23 protein-coding genes, 3 tRNA genes and 1 CRISPR repeat array are annotated in these 19,226 nt (G+C 49.0%); of the genes, 11 read left to right on the top strand and 15 right to left on the bottom strand.

Annotation, left to right across the window (positions count from 1 at the left end; all coding sequences use genetic code 11):
* Positions 1-7: 7 nt before the first annotated feature.
* A complete protein-coding gene (locus N186_RS03250) occupies positions 8-1,693 on the top strand; it encodes a radical SAM protein (protein WP_020962345.1) in 1,686 nt (561 codons plus the stop codon).
* Here N186_RS03250 and N186_RS03245 read toward each other — a convergent pair.
* The 5 genes from N186_RS03245 to N186_RS03225 form a co-directional block, all read right to left on the bottom strand.
* The gene (locus N186_RS03245; RefSeq protein ID WP_020962344.1) at positions 1,690-2,361 is read right to left on the bottom strand and encodes a translation initiation factor IF-6; all 672 of its coding nucleotides are present in this window, start codon (positions 2,359-2,361) and stop codon (positions 1,690-1,692) included. The two genes, N186_RS03250 and N186_RS03245, sit on opposite strands and share 4 nt — an antisense overlap.
* 3 nt (positions 2,362-2,364) lie before the next feature.
* Positions 2,365-2,673: a 50S ribosomal protein L31e gene (locus tag N186_RS03240; RefSeq protein ID WP_020962343.1), complete on the bottom strand. Its 309-nt coding sequence runs from the start codon at positions 2,671-2,673 to the stop codon at positions 2,365-2,367.
* A gap of 12 nt (positions 2,674-2,685) precedes the next feature.
* A complete protein-coding gene (locus tag N186_RS03235; protein ID WP_052885636.1) occupies positions 2,686-2,838 on the bottom strand; it encodes a 50S ribosomal protein L39e in 153 nt (50 codons plus the stop codon).
* A gap of 55 nt (positions 2,839-2,893) precedes the next feature.
* Positions 2,894-3,250 carry a DNA-binding protein gene (locus N186_RS03230; protein WP_052885635.1) on the bottom strand — a complete coding sequence of 119 codons (357 nt, stop codon included), beginning with the start codon at positions 3,248-3,250 and terminating at the stop codon, positions 2,894-2,896.
* A 63-nt stretch (positions 3,251-3,313) separates the two neighbouring features.
* On the bottom strand, positions 3,314-3,805 hold the full coding sequence (locus N186_RS03225) for a 30S ribosomal protein S19e (protein ID WP_020962340.1): 492 nt from the start codon (positions 3,803-3,805) through the stop codon (positions 3,314-3,316).
* 102 nt (positions 3,806-3,907) lie between these two features.
* Between N186_RS03225 and N186_RS03220 the strand changes: the two genes are divergently transcribed.
* Together N186_RS03220 and N186_RS03215 are read left to right on the top strand one after the other, a co-directional pair.
* Entirely contained in the window at positions 3,908-4,675 is a 768-nt protein-coding gene (locus tag N186_RS03220) for a tRNA (adenine-N1)-methyltransferase (protein ID WP_148682015.1), read from the top strand.
* Positions 4,676-4,728: 53 nt separating this feature from the next.
* Positions 4,729-4,816, top strand: a tRNA-Leu gene (locus N186_RS03215).
* Positions 4,817-4,888: 72 nt separating this feature from the next.
* Here the strand turns inward: N186_RS03215 and N186_RS03210 are convergent.
* Entirely contained in the window at positions 4,889-5,296 is a 408-nt protein-coding gene (locus N186_RS03210) for a hypothetical protein (protein ID WP_020962338.1), read from the bottom strand.
* Between the two features lie 128 nt (positions 5,297-5,424).
* Between N186_RS03210 and N186_RS03205 the strand changes: the two genes are divergently transcribed.
* Positions 5,425-5,748, top strand: a complete 324-nt coding sequence (locus N186_RS03205) for an ArsR/SmtB family transcription factor (RefSeq protein ID WP_020962337.1) — start codon at positions 5,425-5,427, stop codon at positions 5,746-5,748.
* A 70-nt stretch (positions 5,749-5,818) separates the two neighbouring features.
* Here the strand turns inward: N186_RS03205 and N186_RS03200 are convergent.
* The 6 genes from N186_RS03200 to N186_RS03180 form a co-directional block, all read right to left on the bottom strand.
* Positions 5,819-5,917: transfer RNA gene (locus N186_RS03200), tRNA-Phe, on the bottom strand.
* A 52-nt stretch (positions 5,918-5,969) separates the two neighbouring features.
* Entirely contained in the window at positions 5,970-6,143 is a 174-nt protein-coding gene (locus tag N186_RS09675; protein WP_020962336.1) for a hypothetical protein, read from the bottom strand.
* 3 nt (positions 6,144-6,146) lie between these two features.
* Positions 6,147-6,377 (bottom strand): hypothetical protein, encoded by a 231-nt coding sequence (locus N186_RS03195; protein ID WP_020962335.1) that lies wholly within the window; start codon positions 6,375-6,377, stop codon positions 6,147-6,149.
* A gap of 40 nt (positions 6,378-6,417) precedes the next feature.
* Entirely contained in the window at positions 6,418-7,767 is a 1,350-nt protein-coding gene (locus tag N186_RS03190) for a hypothetical protein (protein WP_020962334.1), read from the bottom strand.
* 179 nt (positions 7,768-7,946) lie between these two features.
* Positions 7,947-8,993, bottom strand: coding sequence for a radical SAM protein (locus N186_RS03185; RefSeq protein ID WP_020962333.1), 1,047 nt, complete (start codon positions 8,991-8,993; stop codon positions 7,947-7,949).
* A gap of 11 nt (positions 8,994-9,004) precedes the next feature.
* On the bottom strand, positions 9,005-9,265 hold the full coding sequence (locus N186_RS03180) for a stationary phase-response protein (protein ID WP_020962332.1): 261 nt from the start codon (positions 9,263-9,265) through the stop codon (positions 9,005-9,007).
* Between the two features lie 134 nt (positions 9,266-9,399).
* Between N186_RS03180 and N186_RS03175 the strand changes: the two genes are divergently transcribed.
* Complete coding sequence (locus N186_RS03175) at positions 9,400-9,696, top strand: 50S ribosomal protein L14e (protein ID WP_020962331.1); 297 nt, start codon at positions 9,400-9,402, stop codon at positions 9,694-9,696.
* 17 nt (positions 9,697-9,713) lie between these two features.
* Positions 9,714-10,733, top strand: a complete 1,020-nt coding sequence (locus N186_RS03170; protein WP_020962330.1) for an RNA-guided pseudouridylation complex pseudouridine synthase subunit Cbf5 — start codon at positions 9,714-9,716, stop codon at positions 10,731-10,733.
* Here the strand turns inward: N186_RS03170 and N186_RS03165 are convergent.
* The gene (locus N186_RS03165) at positions 10,730-11,245 is read right to left on the bottom strand and encodes an RNA methyltransferase (RefSeq protein ID WP_187147052.1); all 516 of its coding nucleotides are present in this window, start codon (positions 11,243-11,245) and stop codon (positions 10,730-10,732) included. The genes N186_RS03170 and N186_RS03165 overlap by 4 nt on opposite strands.
* Before the next feature lie 79 nt (positions 11,246-11,324).
* Positions 11,325-11,418 (bottom strand) — tRNA-Cys (locus tag N186_RS03160).
* Between the two features lie 150 nt (positions 11,419-11,568).
* Between N186_RS03160 and N186_RS03155 the strand changes: the two genes are divergently transcribed.
* The 5 genes from N186_RS03155 (at position 11,569) to N186_RS03140 (ending at position 15,378) form a co-directional block, all read left to right on the top strand.
* Positions 11,569-11,880 (top strand): 30S ribosomal protein S24e, encoded by a 312-nt coding sequence (locus tag N186_RS03155; protein WP_020962328.1) that lies wholly within the window; start codon positions 11,569-11,571, stop codon positions 11,878-11,880.
* A gap of 4 nt (positions 11,881-11,884) precedes the next feature.
* A complete protein-coding gene (locus N186_RS09460) occupies positions 11,885-12,043 on the top strand; it encodes a 30S ribosomal protein S27ae (protein ID WP_148682014.1) in 159 nt (52 codons plus the stop codon).
* Between the two features lie 9 nt (positions 12,044-12,052).
* Positions 12,053-13,045 (top strand): KEOPS complex N(6)-L-threonylcarbamoyladenine synthase Kae1, encoded by a 993-nt coding sequence (gene kae1 / locus N186_RS03150; protein ID WP_020962327.1) that lies wholly within the window; start codon positions 12,053-12,055, stop codon positions 13,043-13,045.
* Positions 13,030-13,755 carry a Kae1-associated kinase Bud32 gene (locus N186_RS03145; protein ID WP_020962326.1) on the top strand — a complete coding sequence of 242 codons (726 nt, stop codon included), beginning with the start codon at positions 13,030-13,032 and terminating at the stop codon, positions 13,753-13,755. The genes kae1 and N186_RS03145 overlap by 16 nt, the downstream gene beginning before the upstream one ends.
* Before the next feature lie 332 nt (positions 13,756-14,087).
* Positions 14,088-14,776: direct repeats of the CRISPR family, unit length 25 nt; unit sequence GTATCAGAAACGAATGAATTGAAAG.
* Positions 14,777-14,850: 74 nt separating this feature from the next.
* A complete protein-coding gene (locus N186_RS03140) occupies positions 14,851-15,378 on the top strand; it encodes a nicotinamide-nucleotide adenylyltransferase (protein WP_020962325.1) in 528 nt (175 codons plus the stop codon).
* A 4-nt stretch (positions 15,379-15,382) separates the two neighbouring features.
* On the opposite strand, the gene rgy is transcribed toward N186_RS03140, so the two are convergent.
* Positions 15,383-19,222 carry a reverse gyrase gene (gene rgy, locus N186_RS03135; protein WP_020962324.1) on the bottom strand — a complete coding sequence of 1,280 codons (3,840 nt, stop codon included), beginning with the start codon at positions 19,220-19,222 and terminating at the stop codon, positions 15,383-15,385.
* Positions 19,223-19,226 lie beyond the last annotated feature (4 nt).

The raw sequence follows: 19,226 nt of genomic DNA, 5'->3' as shown, positions 1-19,226 counted from the left end.
GAGATGAATGACTAAAGTTGTGCTTCTCGACGGCTATAACGATGAGCCTGCGGGGCTGGGTGTACCACCATATATAGATATATATCCTCGCTACATCGCTGGTGCAATCTGGAGCGTCGAGAAAACTGCGACAATCCACTATTTTACTATTGACGAGGCCCGACGCCTGAAGGAAAAATTCTTCAGCACAGTAGAGAAGAGCGACCTGCTAGTCGTCTTCGGCGGCATCACTGTGCCTGGAAAATACCTAGGTGGCACCCCTATAACATTAGAGGAAATTCTCCGTATACCACGACAGGTAACAAGACCCAAAAAGATACTTCTTGGACCGCTTGTCCGTTTTGGTTTCGGCAAGTCTGGGGGAGAAAGGGCTGTCCCACGTGAAGAGTTCCTCGACGCATATGACCTTGTAGCCCCCGGAGACCCCTGGCTAGTCATATATGACTACATGAGGGAAAAAAGCCTAGAAAAGGTAGACAAGTACGCTATTTCTAGGGACTATACCCTAGTGAACCAGTTCGCGGTGAGGGGGGCGAGAATCGTTCTACAGCACCCGAACCTGGGATACAATCTTACAGCAGAGATTGAGACATATAGGTCTTGTCCGCGATGGGTAACGGGTGGATGTAGCTTTTGTATTGAGCCGAGGTTCGGCAGGGTCGTGTTCCGAGAGCCGCGCGATATAGCGCTAGAAGTCAGGGCCCTGTATGAGCTCGGCGTGAAGGGTTTCAGGCTGGGCCGGCAAGCAGATTTCCTTGCATACAAGGGCCGAGGAGTAAACGAAGTTGAGTTTCCTGAGCCAGACCCCGAGAAGATAGAAGAGCTCATGAGACATGTAAGGCTTGCCGCGCCTGACGCAGAGATGCTTCACATAGACAATGTTAATCCTGCAACAATATACCTGCACAAGGAAAAGGCCAAGGAAGCCCTAAGAAAAATCGTAAAGTATCATACCCCAGGGGATGTCGCTGCTTTTGGCCTAGAGAGTGCAGATCCAGACGTAGCAAAGGCAAACAACCTTGGCAACGATGCCGAGGGGGTAATCGAGGCAGTAAGACTTGTAAATGAGGTCGGGAAGAATAGGGGATGGAACGGGTCACCAGAACTATTGCCAGGCATAAACTTTGTCCTGGGGCTTCCAGGCGAGACCGCAAAAACATTTAGGCTAAACAAGGAATTTCTCCTCAGAATCCTAGAAGAAAACCTCCTCGTTAGAAGAGTAAACATAAGAGAAGTGTTGCCTTTACCTGGTACCCCAATGTGGAGTATAGGAACAAGGATAGCTGAGAAAAACAAGAAATACATAAAGGCATTCAAAAAGTGGGTTCGCGAACACTTTGACCAAGAAATGATCCGACGGGTCTACCCAAGCAAAACCATAATTAGAAACTGTTATGTCGAAAGGGTTGGAAACCCATCTGTAGCAAGGCCCCTTGGGAGCTATCCGATAACAGTCTTCCTAGAGGGCTCATCATTGAAACAATGGGAAAAGGTAGACTGTCTAGTCATAGGCGCTAAGGCCCGCTCCCTTGTAGGTGTCCCCCTACCTATAAACCCAAGAGAACTGTCGCTGGGAACAATGAAAAAGATTTTTGGAAACAAATTAGCTGTGTCGATTAAGGCTGGAAAACTAGAAGAAGCCGAAAAAGACCCGTTCTATAAGTATGTACTCCGAAAAAGAGAACAATTTTAGGCGAAGAGGATCCTCTGCAGTTGCATCAGTTCGTGTCCAGTAGTGTCTTCACCCACCAGTGCGCCTTTTACGTTTGCTACTAGACCGGTTTTCAGAAACATCTTTCCCCTATTTATCGTCAATATGCCGGCCTTTACCTTTAGAACATTCTCAATAGTAGATATTTCTTCATCTGTAGCCAGGGGCGGAACAGCAACAGCCCGATTAGTAGCAACAGCCAGGCTTCCCACAAAGGGCACATCCCCAATATTCATCTGTATGCATTCTACTCCTAGCACATCCTGTATGGTTCCTAGTGCCTGTTTGGGGAGAACCTTGCTCACGACACACCCATTGTTGTTGGCCAAGACAAGGTTTCCAATACCAGTCTCCCTGACGTCCTCCAGGACAGCTAGATTAAGGTCCACGTTCTTCCTTAGCGACTCAAGTTCGGTATCCGTAATGATCCTTGGCAAGAGAATCCCATTGTTGTTTCCCGCTACGAGTATTCCGAGGAGCCTGGTTCCAGCAATAGTTAGCCTGTAGACGTCTACTTGCAGGTTTTCGCGAATCTTGTGGTCAAGCTTCTCGGGCGCGTCCGATGGTATCAGGGCAAAATTATCATTGACGAAAATATATACACCTATATTTGGAGTGCCAAAAAGAGAAAGAGCCTCTACATTAACCATTCATTATTCGGCCTCTTTTTCTCCAATTCCCTGTGGTAGAACGGTGACCTCCGAGATTTCCCCATCTTCAACAGTAAACTTTACATCTAGTTTGACTTTTCTAGGCGGCTTCTCGATGCTCCTAGACCATAGGAGCTCGTTAAGCCTAGGGTCAATTTTTATGGCTCCAGAGTATCTAAGGTGCCTGGCAACGAACTCCCTAATCTTCCTTATCGCGACCTTACTTCTCTTTTTCCTGGGAGCGCTGTAAACACTTCTAAGATTTATCACATAGCTACGTGTATGCTCCCCCTCAGGCAACTTGCTGGACATGAGCTACCACCCCTATAGTTGCATCCTGCTTCTACGCCAGTTTCTTCTAGGCTTTCTGCGAACCTTCCCTAGAGTCTTGCCAATGATCCATATGGGTATCTGCTGGTTGCTACGCGTCGCGGCCGCTAGGCGGAGCTTTTTACCTAGAGGTTTAAAGTGTGCCATTTCCACCACTTACTGCCAACATTTAGGAAAATGGATTTATAAATTTTAGGTGTAGCTAAAAGCTGAATTTTACCCGGATATCCCTCCTAGTGCTTGAAAGCTGTGCAAGTATCTCTTTCAGCGTCTCGTCATCTATGGGAAGCTTTACCCTGCCCGTCTGCGCCAATTGTATAAGTTGAACCTCAAGTGTCTCGACAAGTTCAGGCTTTACAAGCTTAAGGTTTGTCAGCCTGGCCCTGGCCTCAGGCGTCAATATTCTGCGTAAAAGTTCCTGCCTCAAGGCTTCTTCTTCGGCCTTCCTGGCAGCCGCCTCCTTTTCAGCCTCAAGGCGGCGCTGGTACTCTGCCAGTTTCCTTCTCTTAATCTCCTCTAACTCGTCAACATTATCTTCATAACTATCTTCATAACTCATGCCTAACACCATGTAACATTTGGGACAAGGTATACTTTAAAGTTTCTGAAAAGCCTAGCTTACCTACTGCGATTGAGGAGCAGGGCTCGCCTGCGGCTTCGCCAAGTACTTTTCGAGCTCAGGCCTCTCCTGAACCAGTTTTTTAAATGTCTCTAGAGCGATCTTGTCCAGCAGAGACTTACCCTTTGGGGTGACCACGCGGCCTTTCGGCGTCTTCGCTATCAATCCAGCGCTTTCAAGTTGCTGCAAAGCCTTCCTTATCGAGGAGCCTCCACTCTTCTTGAAATGTTTCCTCTTGACAGTGTTTTTTGTCCTCCCGCCATACGCCGTTCGAAGCCTTTCAAGGCCAACTGGACCATTGAGGTAGACTTTCCTCAGAAGAGCAGCACACCTCTTATACCACCAATCTGGATCCTCAGGGGGCCTCTCGCGGGTAGGCCCGGTCTTTGCGTAGAGGCTCCACTCTGGGGGCTTAATCTCGCTGACGTTTTCTTTTAGGTATTTGGCCACCTCTTCTATTAATAGCCTAGCTGGTACGAGCCGTGCATCTACCATATGTATCCTAACACAACCCTAACTCTATTTATTTAAAGATTGCGTGGAAAGAAACGTCCCCAGAAAAGAAAAAATAAAAGGGCAGAAACCGGGAACAAGACTGTGTCCAGCATCGTTAAGCAGGGAGACTGGATAATACTCTACCACAGCGATAAACATAGATACGTCGTCAAGGTGGAAGAGGGAAAAATGTTCCACACGACATACGGCAGCATTAACCTCTCCAGCCTTATAGGCCTCAAATACGGCGACGAAGTAGAAACAAACGTCGGAGAAAAATTAACAATCTCAAGAGCAAACTTCGTCGACAGGCTCGAAACAATCCACAAGCACACCCAGGTCATCTATCCAAAGGACGCCGCCTACATCCTCATAGCCACAGGAATAGGCCCAGGCTCCCGAGTCGTAGAAGCAGGCACCGGGACAGGATACATGACAGCTATACTCGCATGGTACGTAAAACCCAGCGGAAGAGTCTACACGTACGAGATCAGGAAAGACTTCTACGAGAAGGCCCTTAAAAACCTAGAGAACCTCGGGGTGCTCCAGCACGTAGAAGCAAAAAACAAAGACATAAGAAACGGCATAGACGAGGAAGAAGTCGACGCAGTCATCCTAGACATGCCCGACCCCTGGACCGTGACAGAACATGCAAAAAACGCGTTGACACACGGAGGAACAATAGCAGTCTTCATACCCACCATGCCACAGCTCGAAAAAACAGTAGTATCCCTGAGAAAAACAGGCTTCAAACAAATAGAACCCACAGAAATACAGCTCAGAAAATACAAGCCAATACCAGAAGAGCTACGCCCAGAAACACTAGGCGTCGTACACACAGGCTACGTGGTCCTAGCACGCAAACTCTAGCAAAACATAGAGACGAAAATCTTATAGCCCACGGACTATCTAAGTTTCTAGAGGCGGGGGTGCCCGAGCCAGGTTAAAGGGGGCGGACTCAAGATCCGCTGGCGTTGGCCTGCCCGGGTTCGAATCCCGGCCCCCGCACCACACATTGTCAGGCAAAATTATCTCATAAACAATGAAGCAACAAGAAAACACGCGTTCTCCAAAGATTCGCCCTCACGTTGTCAAGGAAAGATGCCGAGCAGGCTTCATGTCCAACAAGAACTTCCTCCTCCAGCCCGCCCTCTCAAGCAAACCGTCCAAGGTCTTCAGGACGCCTGGCTTCAAGGGCGCCAACACGACTTTGTACACTTTGCCCCTACGCATAGAATAAAACATCAAAACGATAGTCTTACCCTCACCCTCTCCACGCGAATATACAAACACAGCTTCCTCTAAAGCCTCGTCGGGATCTACGAGATTATACTCTGACAGCCACCTCTTCAAGGTAAGAAAATAGCCCTTGTATTTCTCAGGGTGCCTCAACTTCTGCAAACCGGCAACATCTACATCTAGCCAGAAAACCTCTGGGTCCTTGTTGACAATGTAAAGCCCCAGACTCCTAAGAATCCTCGCCCTCAACATATTACCCAGCTTCTCCTTCAAGAATGAGGTATTTATACCTTAGTCTCCACCTGTCCCCAGCGGCCTATTTGTGGATTTATGTAAAAAATTGATATATATGAGTATATTTATGCTATATGTGAAAAATTATGTGTGAAATAGACGAGAAACTCGTTGAAGCACAGGCAGAACTCTGCAAATCCCTAGCACACCCCCTCAGACTCAAAATACTCAGTATCCTCTCAACCGGTCCCAAAAACGTCACAGACATCGTGAACACGCTAGGCGAGCCCCAGCCCCTCGTCTCGAGACACCTACTCTTCCTCAAAGAAAAAGGAGTAGTAAAAGCAGAGAGAAAAGGAACAAACATCTACTACTCCCTGGCATACCCAGAACTCCAAGAAGCATGCAAAATAATACAACAAGTACTCAGAAAAATCCTCGCCGAAAAAGCAAGCATAGCTACACGGTAAAACATGCATTCTCGGCTAGAATCCAATCCTCTACTAGATCGTATAACCTTTGGAAACACCTTTACAAGAATGGTGCCGGGGCCGGGACTTGAACCCGGGACCCTCCGGTGTCTACGCACGCTTGCGAGGTTCTTCAGCCGGATGCTCTCCCAGGCTGAGCTACCCCGGCGACCCGAGGTTTAAGTCTCTAATGCTCGCTTCATTATGTTTTGTTCTGGGTTTTATATTTTTTGTGCGAGGGCAAAGTGTCTACAAGTCCTAATATGCTTACCAGCCTGTTTTGAAAAAAGTGGCGCGCGCTTTTCTGCTAGTTTTAGTACGCCGCGTGTATAGAAGCCGAGGTAGAAGTATTCTTTCCACCTATTTTTGACGCGTGCTATGTTGCCCTGTGCCATCTACTATGACACGCCGGTAGCCGGTGCAACCTTGGCCTCGATGACGGCGCCGTAACCACCATCAAGATCCACGCCACCGCTTCCGCTTTTACTCAGTGGAACGGGCAGAGTATTATACGAGGGGTAAACATTTTCATAGTCGATGGCCTCAGCGGGCCAGGCCACGACTACACGCTGGGCTACCAGAAAGAGGAGTAGGAGTAGGAGGACTGCTAGGAGCCTGGTTTGCTTCATCGGTGATGGTTGGGAGCGGGGCCATAAATAATTATCTCGCCTAGCCATTGACCTCCACCTGGATACGGACAATGGAGCCGTCGCCGGTCACTACGAGGAGGCGGCCCAGGTACTGCTTGTTGCCCTCGCCGAAGTTCCAGAAGCCCTGCGCGTAAAACTCGCGAGGGTTGACCTCGCAACCGTTACAGTAGTAGGACAGGACGTGAGCCGATGCTGGGTTCCTGACGACCTCGAACACCACAGTGAGGGAGCTACATACCCTGCCCTGAGCGTCAACCTTCGCAGAGGCAACGTTGTATACATAAGAAGTCTCTTGGCTGTAGGGGTATAGTAGCCCAGCGCTCAATGCATTGCTGGCCTCGACGGTGACCCTTGCCTTGGTCCAGTTGGGTGGCAGGATGATGTTGACGGCGTAGTATATGGAGGACCCCGTCACTATTGTGTTGCCCTGAACAGACACCTTGCCATAGAGTGGGGTGACGTAGACCCCGCCGCCGGTGCTGTAGAGTGGGTGGTAGTAGACCCTGATAGTCTTCTCTGCCTCCTCTACGTGTATTGGCGTTTGGCCCGTGGCGAAGGTGATCCAGGAGAGCACGCCCCTTATATAGTCCTGTGCCTGGAACTCTGAGCTTCCCCACGCGAACGTGTCGTTGACCTTGATGAATGGGGGCGCCTGGATGGTCACGGTGAAGGGCCTAGCCCTCTGGATCCTGGCTGGCAACGTGACTTCTTGGCCGTCCACGAGTACCTTGACGCCTGGCGCGTTGGTCTCGATGAGGAGGACGTGTGTCTCGACCTTATACACCGCTTCAATGCTCATGTTGCCCTGTACGTGGATCTCTGTCTCCGTCCCCGCAGGGGTCCCGTTGAAGAGGAAGCCAATAGGCGTGAAGCTGTGGGTCTCATTGGATCCGGGGAGCAGTGCCAGCCTGACTGTTGCGCCACAGGGAACCTCTGCCTCGAAGGGCAGCTGCACGGTGCTAACGTTAAATGCTAGGAGGCCCCAGCTAGCGTTGGACAAAACAGAAAGCTTGTAGCTGAGCCGCCTGTACACTGCACTAACCGTCGTGTTGCCGGCGATTGTTAGGCTCAGCATTTCACCCTCGAGCCTCGTGCCGTTCACGAGCCAGTGGTCAAAGACGTGGCACTCTCCAGGCTTGGCTTCTAGCACGAGGGTGAATGGCCTAGTGGAGTTCCATGCGGCAGTCTCTGTGCCGTTTGCTAGGACTCTTCCTCCCTGGCTCGCCTCTATCCTCGCCACAATCATTGATCGCTTCAACTGTGCTAGCTGTGCCAGGCCTGGCAACTTGGGCTTGAACACGAAGAAAAAGAGCGCCGATGCCAGAACAACAACGAACACTAATGCAACTAGAAGGATTTTCCACTGCATGTATAGAATGGCTTTCTGGCGAGCACAAAAAGTTAGCGTTACGAGATGTATCGATACTCCTCTCATAGAATGTGTAGCCTAGGAGAGCTAAGGCTATGAGGATTGCGAAGGGTATCGCCAGGAGCAGGCCGGGGTCTTGGCTTGTGTTTTGTTCTGGGTGCTGGGCGCGCGCTAAAAGGCTATGTGTTCTTTTTGGGTTTTGGATGTTTTTCTATGGGTGTTTCTTCGAGGATCAGTGACGGCATTGAGGGTGCCTTTTCGATAATTCTTCCTTTTTTAACATAGTCTACAAGGAGTGGGTGTAGCTTGTTGTCTGGGTAAAGTTCTCGTGGCGTGTTTTGGCTCTCTACGAGTTCCTCGTATATTATTTCGAGTGTTGTCCCCGAGTCTGTGACCATTTGGTGGGGGGCCGCCGTTATGTTGGCTGTTCTATAGAATCTTAGACCTGTCTGGTAGTGGTCTTTGACTATTACTGGGCAATAGTGGATGGTCACGTTTGACGCTTTTTTCTCGGCGTGGTCTATTAGTTCCAGTGCTGTTTCCTTGCTGCCCTCTGCTCCGCGGTAGTCTTTTGCAAGCTTGTAGCCGTGTAACTGTAGCGCGAGAGAGTTTGTCTCGGTGAATTCTAGCTGGTTTAGGTTGATGAACTCTAGCTCGTATTTTTCTGCTAGTTCTAGGAGTTTGAGGAGGGTTTCTATGCTTCCTGGTAGGGATGGGTATTCTAGCCCAATGGCCAGCTTGTCTCTGTATTTGTGGGCTAGCTTCAATATGTTTTCTAGCTTTTCCAGTGGTGAATGTATCCTTAGCTCGTCGAGGCCAGCGTCTACCAGTTCTCGGAGTTTATCGTCTCCTAGCAGGAGGCCAGTCGTATACACGTGTACGTGGAAATTTTTTCCGAAGTTTTCCTTTAGGTACCTGATCGTCTCGACGGAGAGCCTGTGTTTTACTAGCGGGTCTCCCCCAGTCAGGCTTGCCCCTCTAGAGCCAGACTTTAGGACTTCGCCTACGAGTTTCCTGAAATATTCTTCTGGAAAAGATACTTCCGTCTCGTTGATTATTGTGACGTCCCTCTGTTTCCGGTACTCGCTCAGTGGGCAGTAAAAGCAGTTGTATGGGCAGAGGCCCGTCAGAAATATAACGGTTTTTAAGCCCTGCTGGCAGAGCCTGCATCCGCGGGGGAGTTTTCCGTAGACTATGCTTCCTGTAGGTAGACGCTTTATACGCATTTAACTGCACGTTAGTCCTTTACTTGTTCTAGGAGAGAGACGATTTGCCAGATCTTTGTCCTAGCAAATAGGGGTGTGTTGGGATCCATTGATATCTCGTCGAGCTTGGATATGACCGTGGCTGCTTTTAGACCAGGGGTCATCTCGGGGTTCATCAGGACCTCTATCGACTCTGTAGCTACGCGCCTAATGTTTCTGGGAACCCCCCTGTCGTCCGCTATTTGTTTTAAAAGTTCAATTGCGTTCTTAATCTGGGGCACAACTTCGCCCATAAATTTTCACCAAGTTTCAGCTTTTTCTATCCACCAATATATCTATTTTGTTTTCACGTGTCCAGGCATGGCTGGGAAGAAGCCTACACAAAATTTTTAATATATACCCCTTGTTTCATGCTTTGGTTATCACTATGAAGCTCTACGATGTTGGAAGAATATGCGTGAAGACAAGCGGCAGAGAGGCCGGCTCAAAATGCGTGATAGTCGACATTATTGACGACAACTACGTCTTGGTGACTGGCCCCAAGAGCCTTACAGGAGTAAAGAGGAGAAGAGCCAACATCAAGCACCTAGAACCCCTAGACAAAAAGATAAGCATCAACAAGGGTGCAAGCGACGAGGAGGTATTGGCAGCCATAGAGAAAGCCGGGCTCACAGACTTCATGAAGGAGAAAGTGAAGCCAGAGCTTACAGCAACCTTCATCTAGGTTCCGGTGCCCCTACATTGCCGTCAAAATACCTAGCGACGCCGCCTAGACGAGAAGTACTAATTAGGTCAGAAGAGGAGACAGATTTCTCTTATGGGTGGCTACCCGAAGAGCGCCCGCCAGAAGTCCTGCTCAAATATTCTGTCATAAATCTAGACAAGCCCATTGGGCCCTCCAGCCACGAAGTCGTTGCCTGGCTCCAGAAACAGCTCGGCATAGAGAAAATAGCCCATGCCGGCACGCTTGACCCCAAGGTCTCTGGAATACTGCCCATAACGATAGGCAATGCTATCAGGGTGTTGCCGGTTCTGCTAAAGGAAGACAAGGAATACGTATGCGTGATGCGTCTCCACGGAGACGTCGAGCAGGAAAGACTCGAGGAAGTTGTTAACCTTTTCAAGGGAAAGATTTACCAGCGTCCACCACTGCGTAGCGCTGTAAAGAGGGCCCTTAGGATTCGACAAATATACGACATCAAAATCCTAGAGGTCTCGGGCCGCACAGTCCTCCTCCAAGTTTGGTGCGAGGCTGGAACCTACATGCGGAAGCTCTGCCACGACATGGGAGAAGTCCTGGGAGTAGGAGCACACATGCAGGAGCTCAGGAGGATAAGGTCGGGCTCACTCACCGAGGAGGATCACCTATCTACACTGCATGACGTGGTAGATGCATACTTCATCTGGAAGCAGGAAGGAATAGATAAATTCCTCCGCGAAACCTTTCTCCCAGTAGAGCGAGCGGTACAGCACTTGCCAAAAGTGTGGATAAGGGACTCTGCGGTCGACGCGATATGTCATGGAGCACCCTTGGCCGTACCCGGCATAGTAAAGCTTGAAAGCGGCATAAAGGTGGGGTCAGAAGTCGCAATATTAACGCTCAAAAACGAGCTAGTAGCAGTGGGAAGCGCACAGATGACCTCAGAGAAAATGTTGTCAGCACACAGCGGCGAAGCTGTAAAGCCAAAGTACGTAGTCATGGATCCCGGTACATATCCAAAAATGTGGAAGTCAAAACAGAGCGAGGCAAAAACCACTTAGGCATAGTTATCTATCCAGATATTTGCAAGGGCAATCAAAACATCCACAGGCTTCTTGCCGCGGGAAATCCTCACACTTTCAAGTCCCTGCAGGTCCCCTTTTTCCGAAAAAACAAGGGTAATATCCTCTATTCCGCTTCTCAGCACCTCCAAAATGTCCCTTCCCCGTGTCGAGACCAGGTATCCCTGAAGGTCCCTAGCATCACCTTTCGCTTTTTCCACGGTGAAACCCCAGTGTGGAAACTTCTTCTGTCCGCTCGCCTTAACTTCTTCGACTGCAGATAGGATCCTCCTGTGTATACCCATGTACGAGGCCTCGTCAACGTGGACATGCTTAGCCTTCTCGCCTAAAACTGTAACCTTCACATCTATGTCATGCAGGAGGAAAACGAGAACAACGTCCCTACGGATATCGTGAGACGTAAACAGCGCGGAAACAACTATCCTCTTAACTAGAGAAACGTCACTTCTAAACACATCAAACGGTATCAAGACCACAAACCTACGCTTCAAACCATCCACCACCTATAGGGAACACATAGCATTCCATTTAAAACAATTATACAAAGACATCGGGCCCATGAGAATCTAGAGCCGGGGCCGGGATTCGAACCCGGGATAAATCGGGTGTCTAAGGCTAGTTGACCACTGCAGCCCGACGCCTTAGGCCACTCGGCCACCCCGGCTATGAATAAGTTTTCTTTGGAGACTTATTAAGTTTATCGCGCGCCTCTGCGTGGTCTTTTTGAGAGAGCGTGTGCGTGACTAGGAGTGCTGCACATTTTTCAAGAAAAACTTAAATTTATGTTGGGGATTCAGGGTAAAAGGTGCCTCGGATGAGTGTTGGCTCCATAAAGCTTGTACATGAACGGGTCAACAGGGTGATTGGGCGACGCGAGCTACTCTTCACCATCATGCATGAAACCACAGGGACCCCCTCGAAGAAGGACATTGTCTCGCAGCTACAAAGCGTCCTCGGCACGCAGGGAGTTATAATAGTGAGAAAGGTCTCTACAAGGTATGGTCAGAGAGTTTCAGATGTCCTCGTACACGTGTATGACAACGAAATTGTGGCCAAGGCCTTCGAGCCCAGATACATCCTCAAGCGCAACGGGCTAATACAGGAGGAGGCGAAGAAAGAGGGATAAGTAAATGTCGAAGGTTCACGAGTTATACGAGTACGACTATAAGGCCGGCACAATCAAGCTAAAAAACAAGAAGTGCCCAAGGTGCGGCTCCGTAATGGCTCACCACATGAAGCCAGTCGAGAGATGGCATTGTGGTAAGTGTGGCTACACCGAGTTTGTATAGTGCACGATAATGGCGATCGTTCTAGGCATCGAGTCTACCGCCCATACTTTTGGTGTCGGGATAGCTTCTCATACTGGAAACATATTGAGCAACGTAAACCACACTTATGTGCCCAAATCTGGCGGCATAAAGCCAACAGAAGCAGCCGAGCACCACAGCAAGGTTGCCCCGGAAATCCTGGCCGAAGCCCTAAAGAGAGCCGGTCTAAGAATGAGAGACGTCGACGCAGTCGCAGTCGCCCTTGGTCCAGGGATGGGGCCATGCCTCAGGGTCGGAGCCACCCTGGCAAGGTATCTCGCACTAAAATACGGGAAACCCCTAGTCCCCGTCAACCACTCAGTTGCACACTTGGAGATTGCGAGGCTCACAACTGGGCTTTCGGACCCCGTGTTTGTCTATGTGGCTGGGGGAAACACGATCATCACTACTTTTAATGAGGGACGCTACAGGGTTTTTGGAGAGACACTAGACATACCGCTGGGCAACTGCCTAGACACGTTTGCCCGAGAGGTCGGCCTAGGGTTTCCAGGCGTGCCAAAGGTCGAGGAGCTGGCATCTAGGGGGAAGAGGTACATAGCACTGCCATACACTGTCAAGGGCCAGGATGTCTCGTACTCCGGCATCTTGACGCAGGCCCTCCAGCTTTACAGGAGCGGCAAACACAGCCTAGAGGATATATGCTACAGCCTCGTAGAGACGGCCTACTCCATGCTCGTGGAGGTCGCCGAGAGGGCTCTCGCCCACACAGGCAAGTCCCAGCTAGTCCTGACGGGCGGAGTAGCAAGGAGCAAGATACTCGTAGAAAAGCTAAGACGGATGATCGAGGACAGGGGCGGGGTTTTTAGCTTCGTCCCCGCAGAGTATGCAGGGGACAACGGGGCCATGATCGCGTATACCGGGGCCCTGGCGTTTGTCCACGGCGTGACGATACCAGTAGAGAAAAGCCACATCCAGCCCTACTGGAGGATGGACGAGGTCGAAATACCGTGGAGACAAAAATAGCAAGGCTCGCGGGCCTCATCGAGGACAGGCTGGGCCTTTCCATTGAAAGTGTCCTAGGCATCGGTGCCGAAGCAGTACTTCTCAAGGGCTCCCTTTCTGGACAGGAAGTCGTAGTGAAGTACCGCCTAAAGAAGAATTACCGAAACGAGGACCTCGACCGCATTCTCAGATACGAGAGAACAGTACTCGAGGCAAAGCTACTCAGCAAAGCCGCCCTCACTGGAGTAAGCGTCCCCAGCGTCGTGCTTGTCTACCCCGAGGAGGGAATCCTCGTAACGAGCTTCATCAGGGGAGAAAGACTCAAAGAATACATGGGAACCGCCCAGCCTGAAAACCTGAAAAAAATTTTCCAAACAATCGGCCGGGAAGTAGGGGCTCTCCACGAGGCAAACATAGTACACGGAGACCTCACCACGAGCAACGTCATACTCACCCAGGCCGGCGAGCCAGTCATCATAGACTTCGGCCTAGGCTTCTTCTCCAACCGAGACGAAGACGCAGGAGTAGACATACACCTGTTCAGAAGAGCAATAGAAAGCACACACCCATCCCTCCTAGACACCGCGTTCATCTCGTTTGTAAAAGGCTACCGTGAAGCCAGAGGAAAAGAAAAAACCACACAAATACTACGGAAAGTAAAAGAAATACGTATGCGCGGCAGATACGTACGTGAAAGAAAACGTTCAACATCTCCAGACAAACCCCAATAGCCCTCTATTTTCCAAAGAGACATAAAATAAAAAATCATGAAAAAGAAAAACAGAGATTTTTCCATCGTGATACGGGGTGGGAGGAAAGGGTTCCCCTAAAAATCTCTGTAGAAATGTTTTCCACGGGAAGCTTTAACGCTTTACGGGAAGAAGCCTTTTTGTAAAATACATTCTTCCCTAGACCCTCTTCCCGATCCATATCATTTACATGCAACAACGAGGAAAAATAAAACAAAATTAATGTACTTAACGAGAAACACTTACACAAAAACACTTTCACACAACACCAAAACAAATAAATAACACCCAACAAAATAAACCACTGGGAAACAGTATCAGAAACGAATGAATTGAAAGAAACAGCTGCTTATATAGATCTATACGTTCTACCATAGGTCTGTATCAGAAACGAATGAATTGAAAGGTTATTTGAAGATTGGGCGAGTGCCGAGCGGAAGATAGGTATCAGAAACGAATGAATTGAAAGTTTTCTGTATTTTTGTTGTATGGACTCGAGGAAAAAGGCGGTATCAGAAACGAATGAATTGAAAGTTCTTCAGCGTGCCGCCTTTTTCCGCGGGCACAGTGAACAAGTATCAGAAACGAATGAATTGAAAGGTGTTCATCGTGACCGCAATTATTATTGCCTGCCTGGGAATGTATCAGAAACGAATGAATTGAAAGCCTCATTATAGATACGGATCTTCACATATATGCCCCTTATGTGTATCAGAAACGAATGAATTGAAAGCCGCCAGTGTATGTGAAATTCTTAAGTCATACGTATATACGTATCAGAAACGAATGAATTGAAAGAAATAAATTGATGTCTCTTACCGTCTCCCAAGTACCATGACGTATCAGAAACGAATGAATTGAAAGGACAGAGAGTTGGGCATAGTAAGGGCACCCATTTTGCATGTATCAGAAACGAATGAATTGAAAGAAGCTGTAGCCATTCCCATCGAACAATATAATGCTTTGCCATTGATTGTTGTATCAGAAACGAATGAATTGGGTGGGATTGGTGCGGGGATTGTTTTACATGTGCAGAACAACAAAGAAATTTATTTTGGAGCCCCAATAAGGTGAACCATGAGTTGTAGGCGTGCCTTGTTCCTTGGGCGCTTCCAGCCCTTCCATAACGGTCATCTGGAGGCGTTAAAGTGGATTCTTGAGAGAGAGCCCGAGGTGGTTCTGGCTATTGGTAGTGCCCAGTATTCGCATAGTTTCAGGAACCCGTTTACGGTTGGGGAGAGGCTGGAAATGATTCAGGCAGTCCTGAGAGCTGAAAATCTTGCTGACAGGGTTATGGTCAGCGTGGTCCCCGACACTGACAACGAGCATTCTCTCTGGGTGAGGCTTGTGGTTAGCTGGTCTCCCTGCTTCGACAAGGTGTACACGAATGATCCCTTGTCGCAGTTGCTTTTTAGGGAAGAGGGTTTCCAGGTTGAGGGGATACCGTTTCACGAAAGGGAGGTGCTCGAGGGTACACGTATCAGGAAGCTGATGGCCGAGGGTGGAGACTGGGAGAAATATGTGCATCCACGGGTTGCAGAGATAATTAAGAGGATTAGGGGTGACGCTAGGATAGCGGAGTTATACAGGTTGTCCCCAGCCTAACATGTTAATGTGGGGGACATGCTTCCTGGACTTTCGAGCATATCTTCTCGTGTACCTCGTTGTAGAACTCGTTTAGGACATCTATGTAGTCGGCGTCGCCGTTTTCTACGAGGTCCATTTTTGCCAGGACTTCTGCGGTCTTCTTCTCGCTTATAACGTCGCCGAACATCTCTGAGAGGTACTGGTAGACCTGCCTGCCCAGGCTACTTGGAACCAGCTTTCCGCCCTTGACCACGAACACGTAGTTTCTGTCGAGGAGGGTCTTGACGATTTTAGAATACGTGGATGGTCTGCCAATGTTTCTCTCCTTCATAAGCCTGATGATGTCTGCCTGGGTATAGAGAGGCACTGTTGCAACTTTCTTGTAGGCGACGTCCTCGATAATGTATTCTCCCTCTTGACTTGTAATCCCAGTTCTTAGGGGCAAGACTTTGGTGAACCCCTCTTCTAGGACTTCCTTGATGAATGCCAGGTCTTTCTCGAAGTATGGGCCAGACGCCTTTACCGTTACTTCTAGGACTTTTGCTGGAGGCATCTGGCTCGCTATAAACCTTCTAAAAATCAGGTCGTAGAGACGGATGTGGTCACGGGTCAAGGTTATCTGTAGCTGTAGGACGCCTTGGCGTAGTATCTGCATAAGTCCGTCGACGTCTAGGGGACGGGTGGGACGTATGCATTCATGGGCGCCCCCCTCGCCCCACCTCCTCGGGACAAAGCTTGAAGGAGAAATCTTCTCAGAGATGTAGCTCTTGGCGACTGCTAGGCCCACGTCGGATACTCTCGTGCTGTCGGTTCTGTGATAGGTGATGAGACCGCTTTCGAAGAGGTCCTGTGCCAGCCTCATTGTTTTGTCTACGTCGAGTCTTAGGACTGTGTTTGCCTCGCGGAGCAATGTGTCTGTTGTAAATGGAGGTGGGGGATTGACTGTTTTCTCTGAGCGTTGTACTTCCTTGAGAACCACTTTTGCGCCTTGCATTTCGCTTGCGACTGTGCGTGGGGTTTTGCCGTCGAGGCGTACTGTGTCAACGAGTAGCTGGAGCTTGCCTGTATTGTCGATGCTCTTCAATGTGAGCCAGAAGACATACTTTTTGCTTTTTAGTGATTCTTCATAGTTTGAGATGACCCATCCGAGCACCGGGGTCTGTACGCGGCCCGCAGAAAGCCATGCTAACCCGTACTGTTTTTGAAGCGCCTTGCTTAGGGCGAATCCTAGCCATCTGTCTTCTATCCTCCGTACATACTGTGCATGAACAAGGTTCTGGTCTATTTCTCTCGGATTGTTCAAGGCCTCTTCGAACGCTTTGCGGGTAACCTCGTGGAACTCTATGCGTTTCACTTTGCGCACATAGGGGGCAAGTGATAGGTAGACGTCCCAGCCGATTTTTTCTCCCTCGGTGTCGGGGTCTGTGGCTATAAGGACCTCTTCTACCTCCATTGCCAGCTCACGTAGCGCCCTGATGACCTCTGCTTTGTCAAAGATCTTGTCACTGCCACATTTCGGGCAGACCACTATACCAGGCTTTACCGGGGTGTTTGGCACAGAGCCGTGGAGGGAGATTTTCTGGAGAGGCGGATCGGTGAACTGTTCCCCACACCTCAAGCACCTCTTGATCGTGGTAAAGACGGGTGCAAACCTTAGTTTCGAGTCTCGTCTTATTACGAGGACGCCGTAGAAATCCCTGGCAGAGTCGTAGCTGTACAGTTGGGTGGTTAGGTCAAATATGTGGCCCTGTGTGGCCACGATGTTCATTATGTATCCAGAATAGGACACCTCGTAGGCTATGAGGGGTCCAAGCCTTCTTCGGCTGGGCTTGCCAAAGAAGTTAGCTATGGTTTTTGCCTTTGTCGGCGACTCTACAATTATTAGGGCAGATTTTACTAGGTCTGTTTTTAGCTCTGCAGGGATCTTTCCCTCCATTATTTCCCTAATAACCTGTCTTTCGTGGGATATTTCCCTCATTAATTGTTCCAGGTTGATTTCTTCTAGAGGCTTCCACTCAATCTCATAGAAACTGGTGAATTTTTTGAATTTTTCAAAGAACATTTCGTCGTTGCATATGACTATTGAGAGTCCCTTTGAAACACCCCTGGCGTAGAGACGTGAAGCTCTGCCAGAAGCCTGTATATATGTCATGACGTCTGGCAACAGAAGCTTTAATGTTTCTCCGTCTTTCACTATCATGAGGGAAGTCTCTTTCGAGAGCCTGTCCAGGTATTCAAGGGAGGAAAGATACTTCCCGACTATTCTTTTCAACAAGTCGATTCTCTCCGCGACCCTTGCCAGTTTTCCGGTACAGGAATTATCCTTTATACAATTAGTGAAAGCCATGTATTCTCCAGGCTCCATGTTTTGTAGGGCCTCTCGCAGGTATAGGATTAGTCGGTCCAGGGAGGCTTGATCTTCTTTTGTAGCTATATTTCTGACATTAGAAGCGATCTGGACAAGGCGCAGCGGGGTGATATCGCCTAGATCCAATGAAAACTTGAAGTGTGGCACGCCCACGAAGAGCACATACTTCACGACATGTGGAAGGTCAAGGCCCCTTACAAGCGTCCCGTAGTAGCTAGCGGTCCCAATCAAGACGTCAACGTTTCCCGCCTCAAACTCTTTTATGGCGTTTTTGTCTTTGTGCTTGCCATACAGCACTTTGGCTCTTATGCCAGACTTTTCAAACTCTCCAGCGAGACGAAGGACAAAGTCTTCCTGGGTCCCTATAGGAACAAAGACGAGACCCCCTCCCCCAAGTTCTGACACTAGTTCTACAGCTTTTTCGACAATGTCTTTGTTAGCAACAATGGTATAAGTGTCAACAATGTTTCTTAGGAACTCTCCTCGAGCACCAATTTCAAATCCTAAAAGTTCCCTGAAGAGCCTAATCCTTGTCCCACGGGGTCTCCCGGTCGCCGTTGACACGACTAAAACCCCGTGTTCACTCTTAGACAGGTTTTCCCTTAGTTTTTCACGCAACTTTTCGACCTGCAACCTGTCCTCGTCAGATACATTACCATTCCGCAGTAGGCGAGTTAGTCTCGAGGTTTCTCTTATAGTCCTTAAAGCAAGGTCAATGTCTTCCCGGGAAAAACCGAGCAGAACGAGTAGCTTGTCAATGTTTTTTGAAGACTTTATTATGCTGTCCACGTCGTCGACAAATACAAAGTCAAATTTTTGACCCTCCAGCTTGTCAAAATTCCTGGCCAAAAACTGGGACGTTGTGATGAGGACGGAGTATCCTCCGCTTCGAATCTTCTCAATGACTTCTTCTTTATGGTTCTTCGAGAGACTACCATGATATATAACGATGCTCTCCGGGTCCAGGCCGAGTTTTGACGCGAAGGCTCTAGCCTTCTCGTATACTTGAGACGCCAAAGCAGAGGTAGGCAAAATAAGGTAAGATTTTCTTTTTTCCTTTGAGAGAAACAAGGCGGTGAGAATGCCGAAAACAGTCTTACCAACACCCGTAGGTGCAAGAATCACGAAGCTTTTTCCGAGGAAAACCCTCCTAGCCCAAGTCCTCTGGGCACTCCAGGGTCTGCTACCTAGTGCCTGGGAGAAAAACTCTCCAAACTCCAGCAACTTCTTTTCCACATTGTAAAACTTTTCCAGTTCTTTCTTTGTCCCCTGAGCCTCAAGTAGCCGGATTACCTGTTCTAGATGTGCAAGGAAGTCGTCGACATTTTTTCCTCTATGTTTCTTCCCAGTTGCTGTATTTTTTAGCTCGGATAGCTTGTCTTCTGGTAAACATACCCTACAGGGGGTCTTGCTGGCTAAACGGTGGTCGCTGATGTCTCCGCCACAGTTAGGGCACATCGACTTGTAGACTGCGCCCAGCTCGTAATCATGCATGTAA

It is taken from the genome of Thermofilum adornatum, assembly GCF_000446015.1.
Classification (GTDB): domain Archaea; phylum Thermoproteota; class Thermoprotei; order Thermofilales; family Thermofilaceae; genus Thermofilum; species Thermofilum adornatum.
Note: the sequence above shows the minus strand (reverse complement) of the source record. Positions and strands in the feature narration are given on the sequence as shown.

Excerpts from the sequence above, each read along its gene's own strand:
- N186_RS03155 (WP_020962328.1), top strand. The coding sequence starts at position 11,569 with ATGAGTGTTGGCTCCATAAAGCTTGTACATGAACGGGTCAACAGGGTG.
- N186_RS09460 (WP_148682014.1), top strand. The coding sequence starts at position 11,885 with ATGTCGAAGGTTCACGAGTTATACGAGTACGACTATAAGGCCGGCACA.
- N186_RS03205 (WP_020962337.1), top strand. The coding sequence starts at position 5,425 with ATGTGTGAAATAGACGAGAAACTCGTTGAAGCACAGGCAGAACTCTGC.
- N186_RS03240 (WP_020962343.1), bottom strand. The coding sequence starts at position 2,673 with ATGTCCAGCAAGTTGCCTGAGGGGGAGCATACACGTAGCTATGTGATA.
- N186_RS03225 (WP_020962340.1), bottom strand. The coding sequence starts at position 3,805 with ATGGTAGATGCACGGCTCGTACCAGCTAGGCTATTAATAGAAGAGGTG.
- N186_RS03235 (WP_052885636.1), bottom strand. The coding sequence starts at position 2,838 with ATGGCACACTTTAAACCTCTAGGTAAAAAGCTCCGCCTAGCGGCCGCG.
- rgy (WP_020962324.1), bottom strand. The coding sequence starts at position 19,222 with ATGCATGATTACGAGCTGGGCGCAGTCTACAAGTCGATGTGCCCTAAC.
- N186_RS03190 (WP_020962334.1), bottom strand. The coding sequence starts at position 7,767 with ATGCAGTGGAAAATCCTTCTAGTTGCATTAGTGTTCGTTGTTGTTCTG.
- N186_RS09675 (WP_020962336.1), bottom strand. The coding sequence starts at position 6,143 with ATGGCACAGGGCAACATAGCACGCGTCAAAAATAGGTGGAAAGAATAC.
- N186_RS03210 (WP_020962338.1), bottom strand. The coding sequence starts at position 5,296 with ATGTTGAGGGCGAGGATTCTTAGGAGTCTGGGGCTTTACATTGTCAAC.
- N186_RS03245 (WP_020962344.1), bottom strand. The coding sequence starts at position 2,361 with ATGGTTAATGTAGAGGCTCTTTCTCTTTTTGGCACTCCAAATATAGGT.
- N186_RS03180 (WP_020962332.1), bottom strand. The coding sequence starts at position 9,265 with ATGGGCGAAGTTGTGCCCCAGATTAAGAACGCAATTGAACTTTTAAAA.
- kae1 (WP_020962327.1), top strand. The coding sequence starts at position 12,053 with ATGGCGATCGTTCTAGGCATCGAGTCTACCGCCCATACTTTTGGTGTC.
- N186_RS03195 (WP_020962335.1), bottom strand. The coding sequence starts at position 6,377 with ATGAAGCAAACCAGGCTCCTAGCAGTCCTCCTACTCCTACTCCTCTTT.
- N186_RS03140 (WP_020962325.1), top strand. The coding sequence starts at position 14,851 with ATGAGTTGTAGGCGTGCCTTGTTCCTTGGGCGCTTCCAGCCCTTCCAT.
- N186_RS03175 (WP_020962331.1), top strand. The coding sequence starts at position 9,400 with ATGAAGCTCTACGATGTTGGAAGAATATGCGTGAAGACAAGCGGCAGA.
- N186_RS03250 (WP_020962345.1), top strand. The coding sequence starts at position 8 with ATGACTAAAGTTGTGCTTCTCGACGGCTATAACGATGAGCCTGCGGGG.
- N186_RS03230 (WP_052885635.1), bottom strand. The coding sequence starts at position 3,250 with ATGAGTTATGAAGATAGTTATGAAGATAATGTTGACGAGTTAGAGGAG.
- N186_RS03185 (WP_020962333.1), bottom strand. The coding sequence starts at position 8,993 with ATGCGTATAAAGCGTCTACCTACAGGAAGCATAGTCTACGGAAAACTC.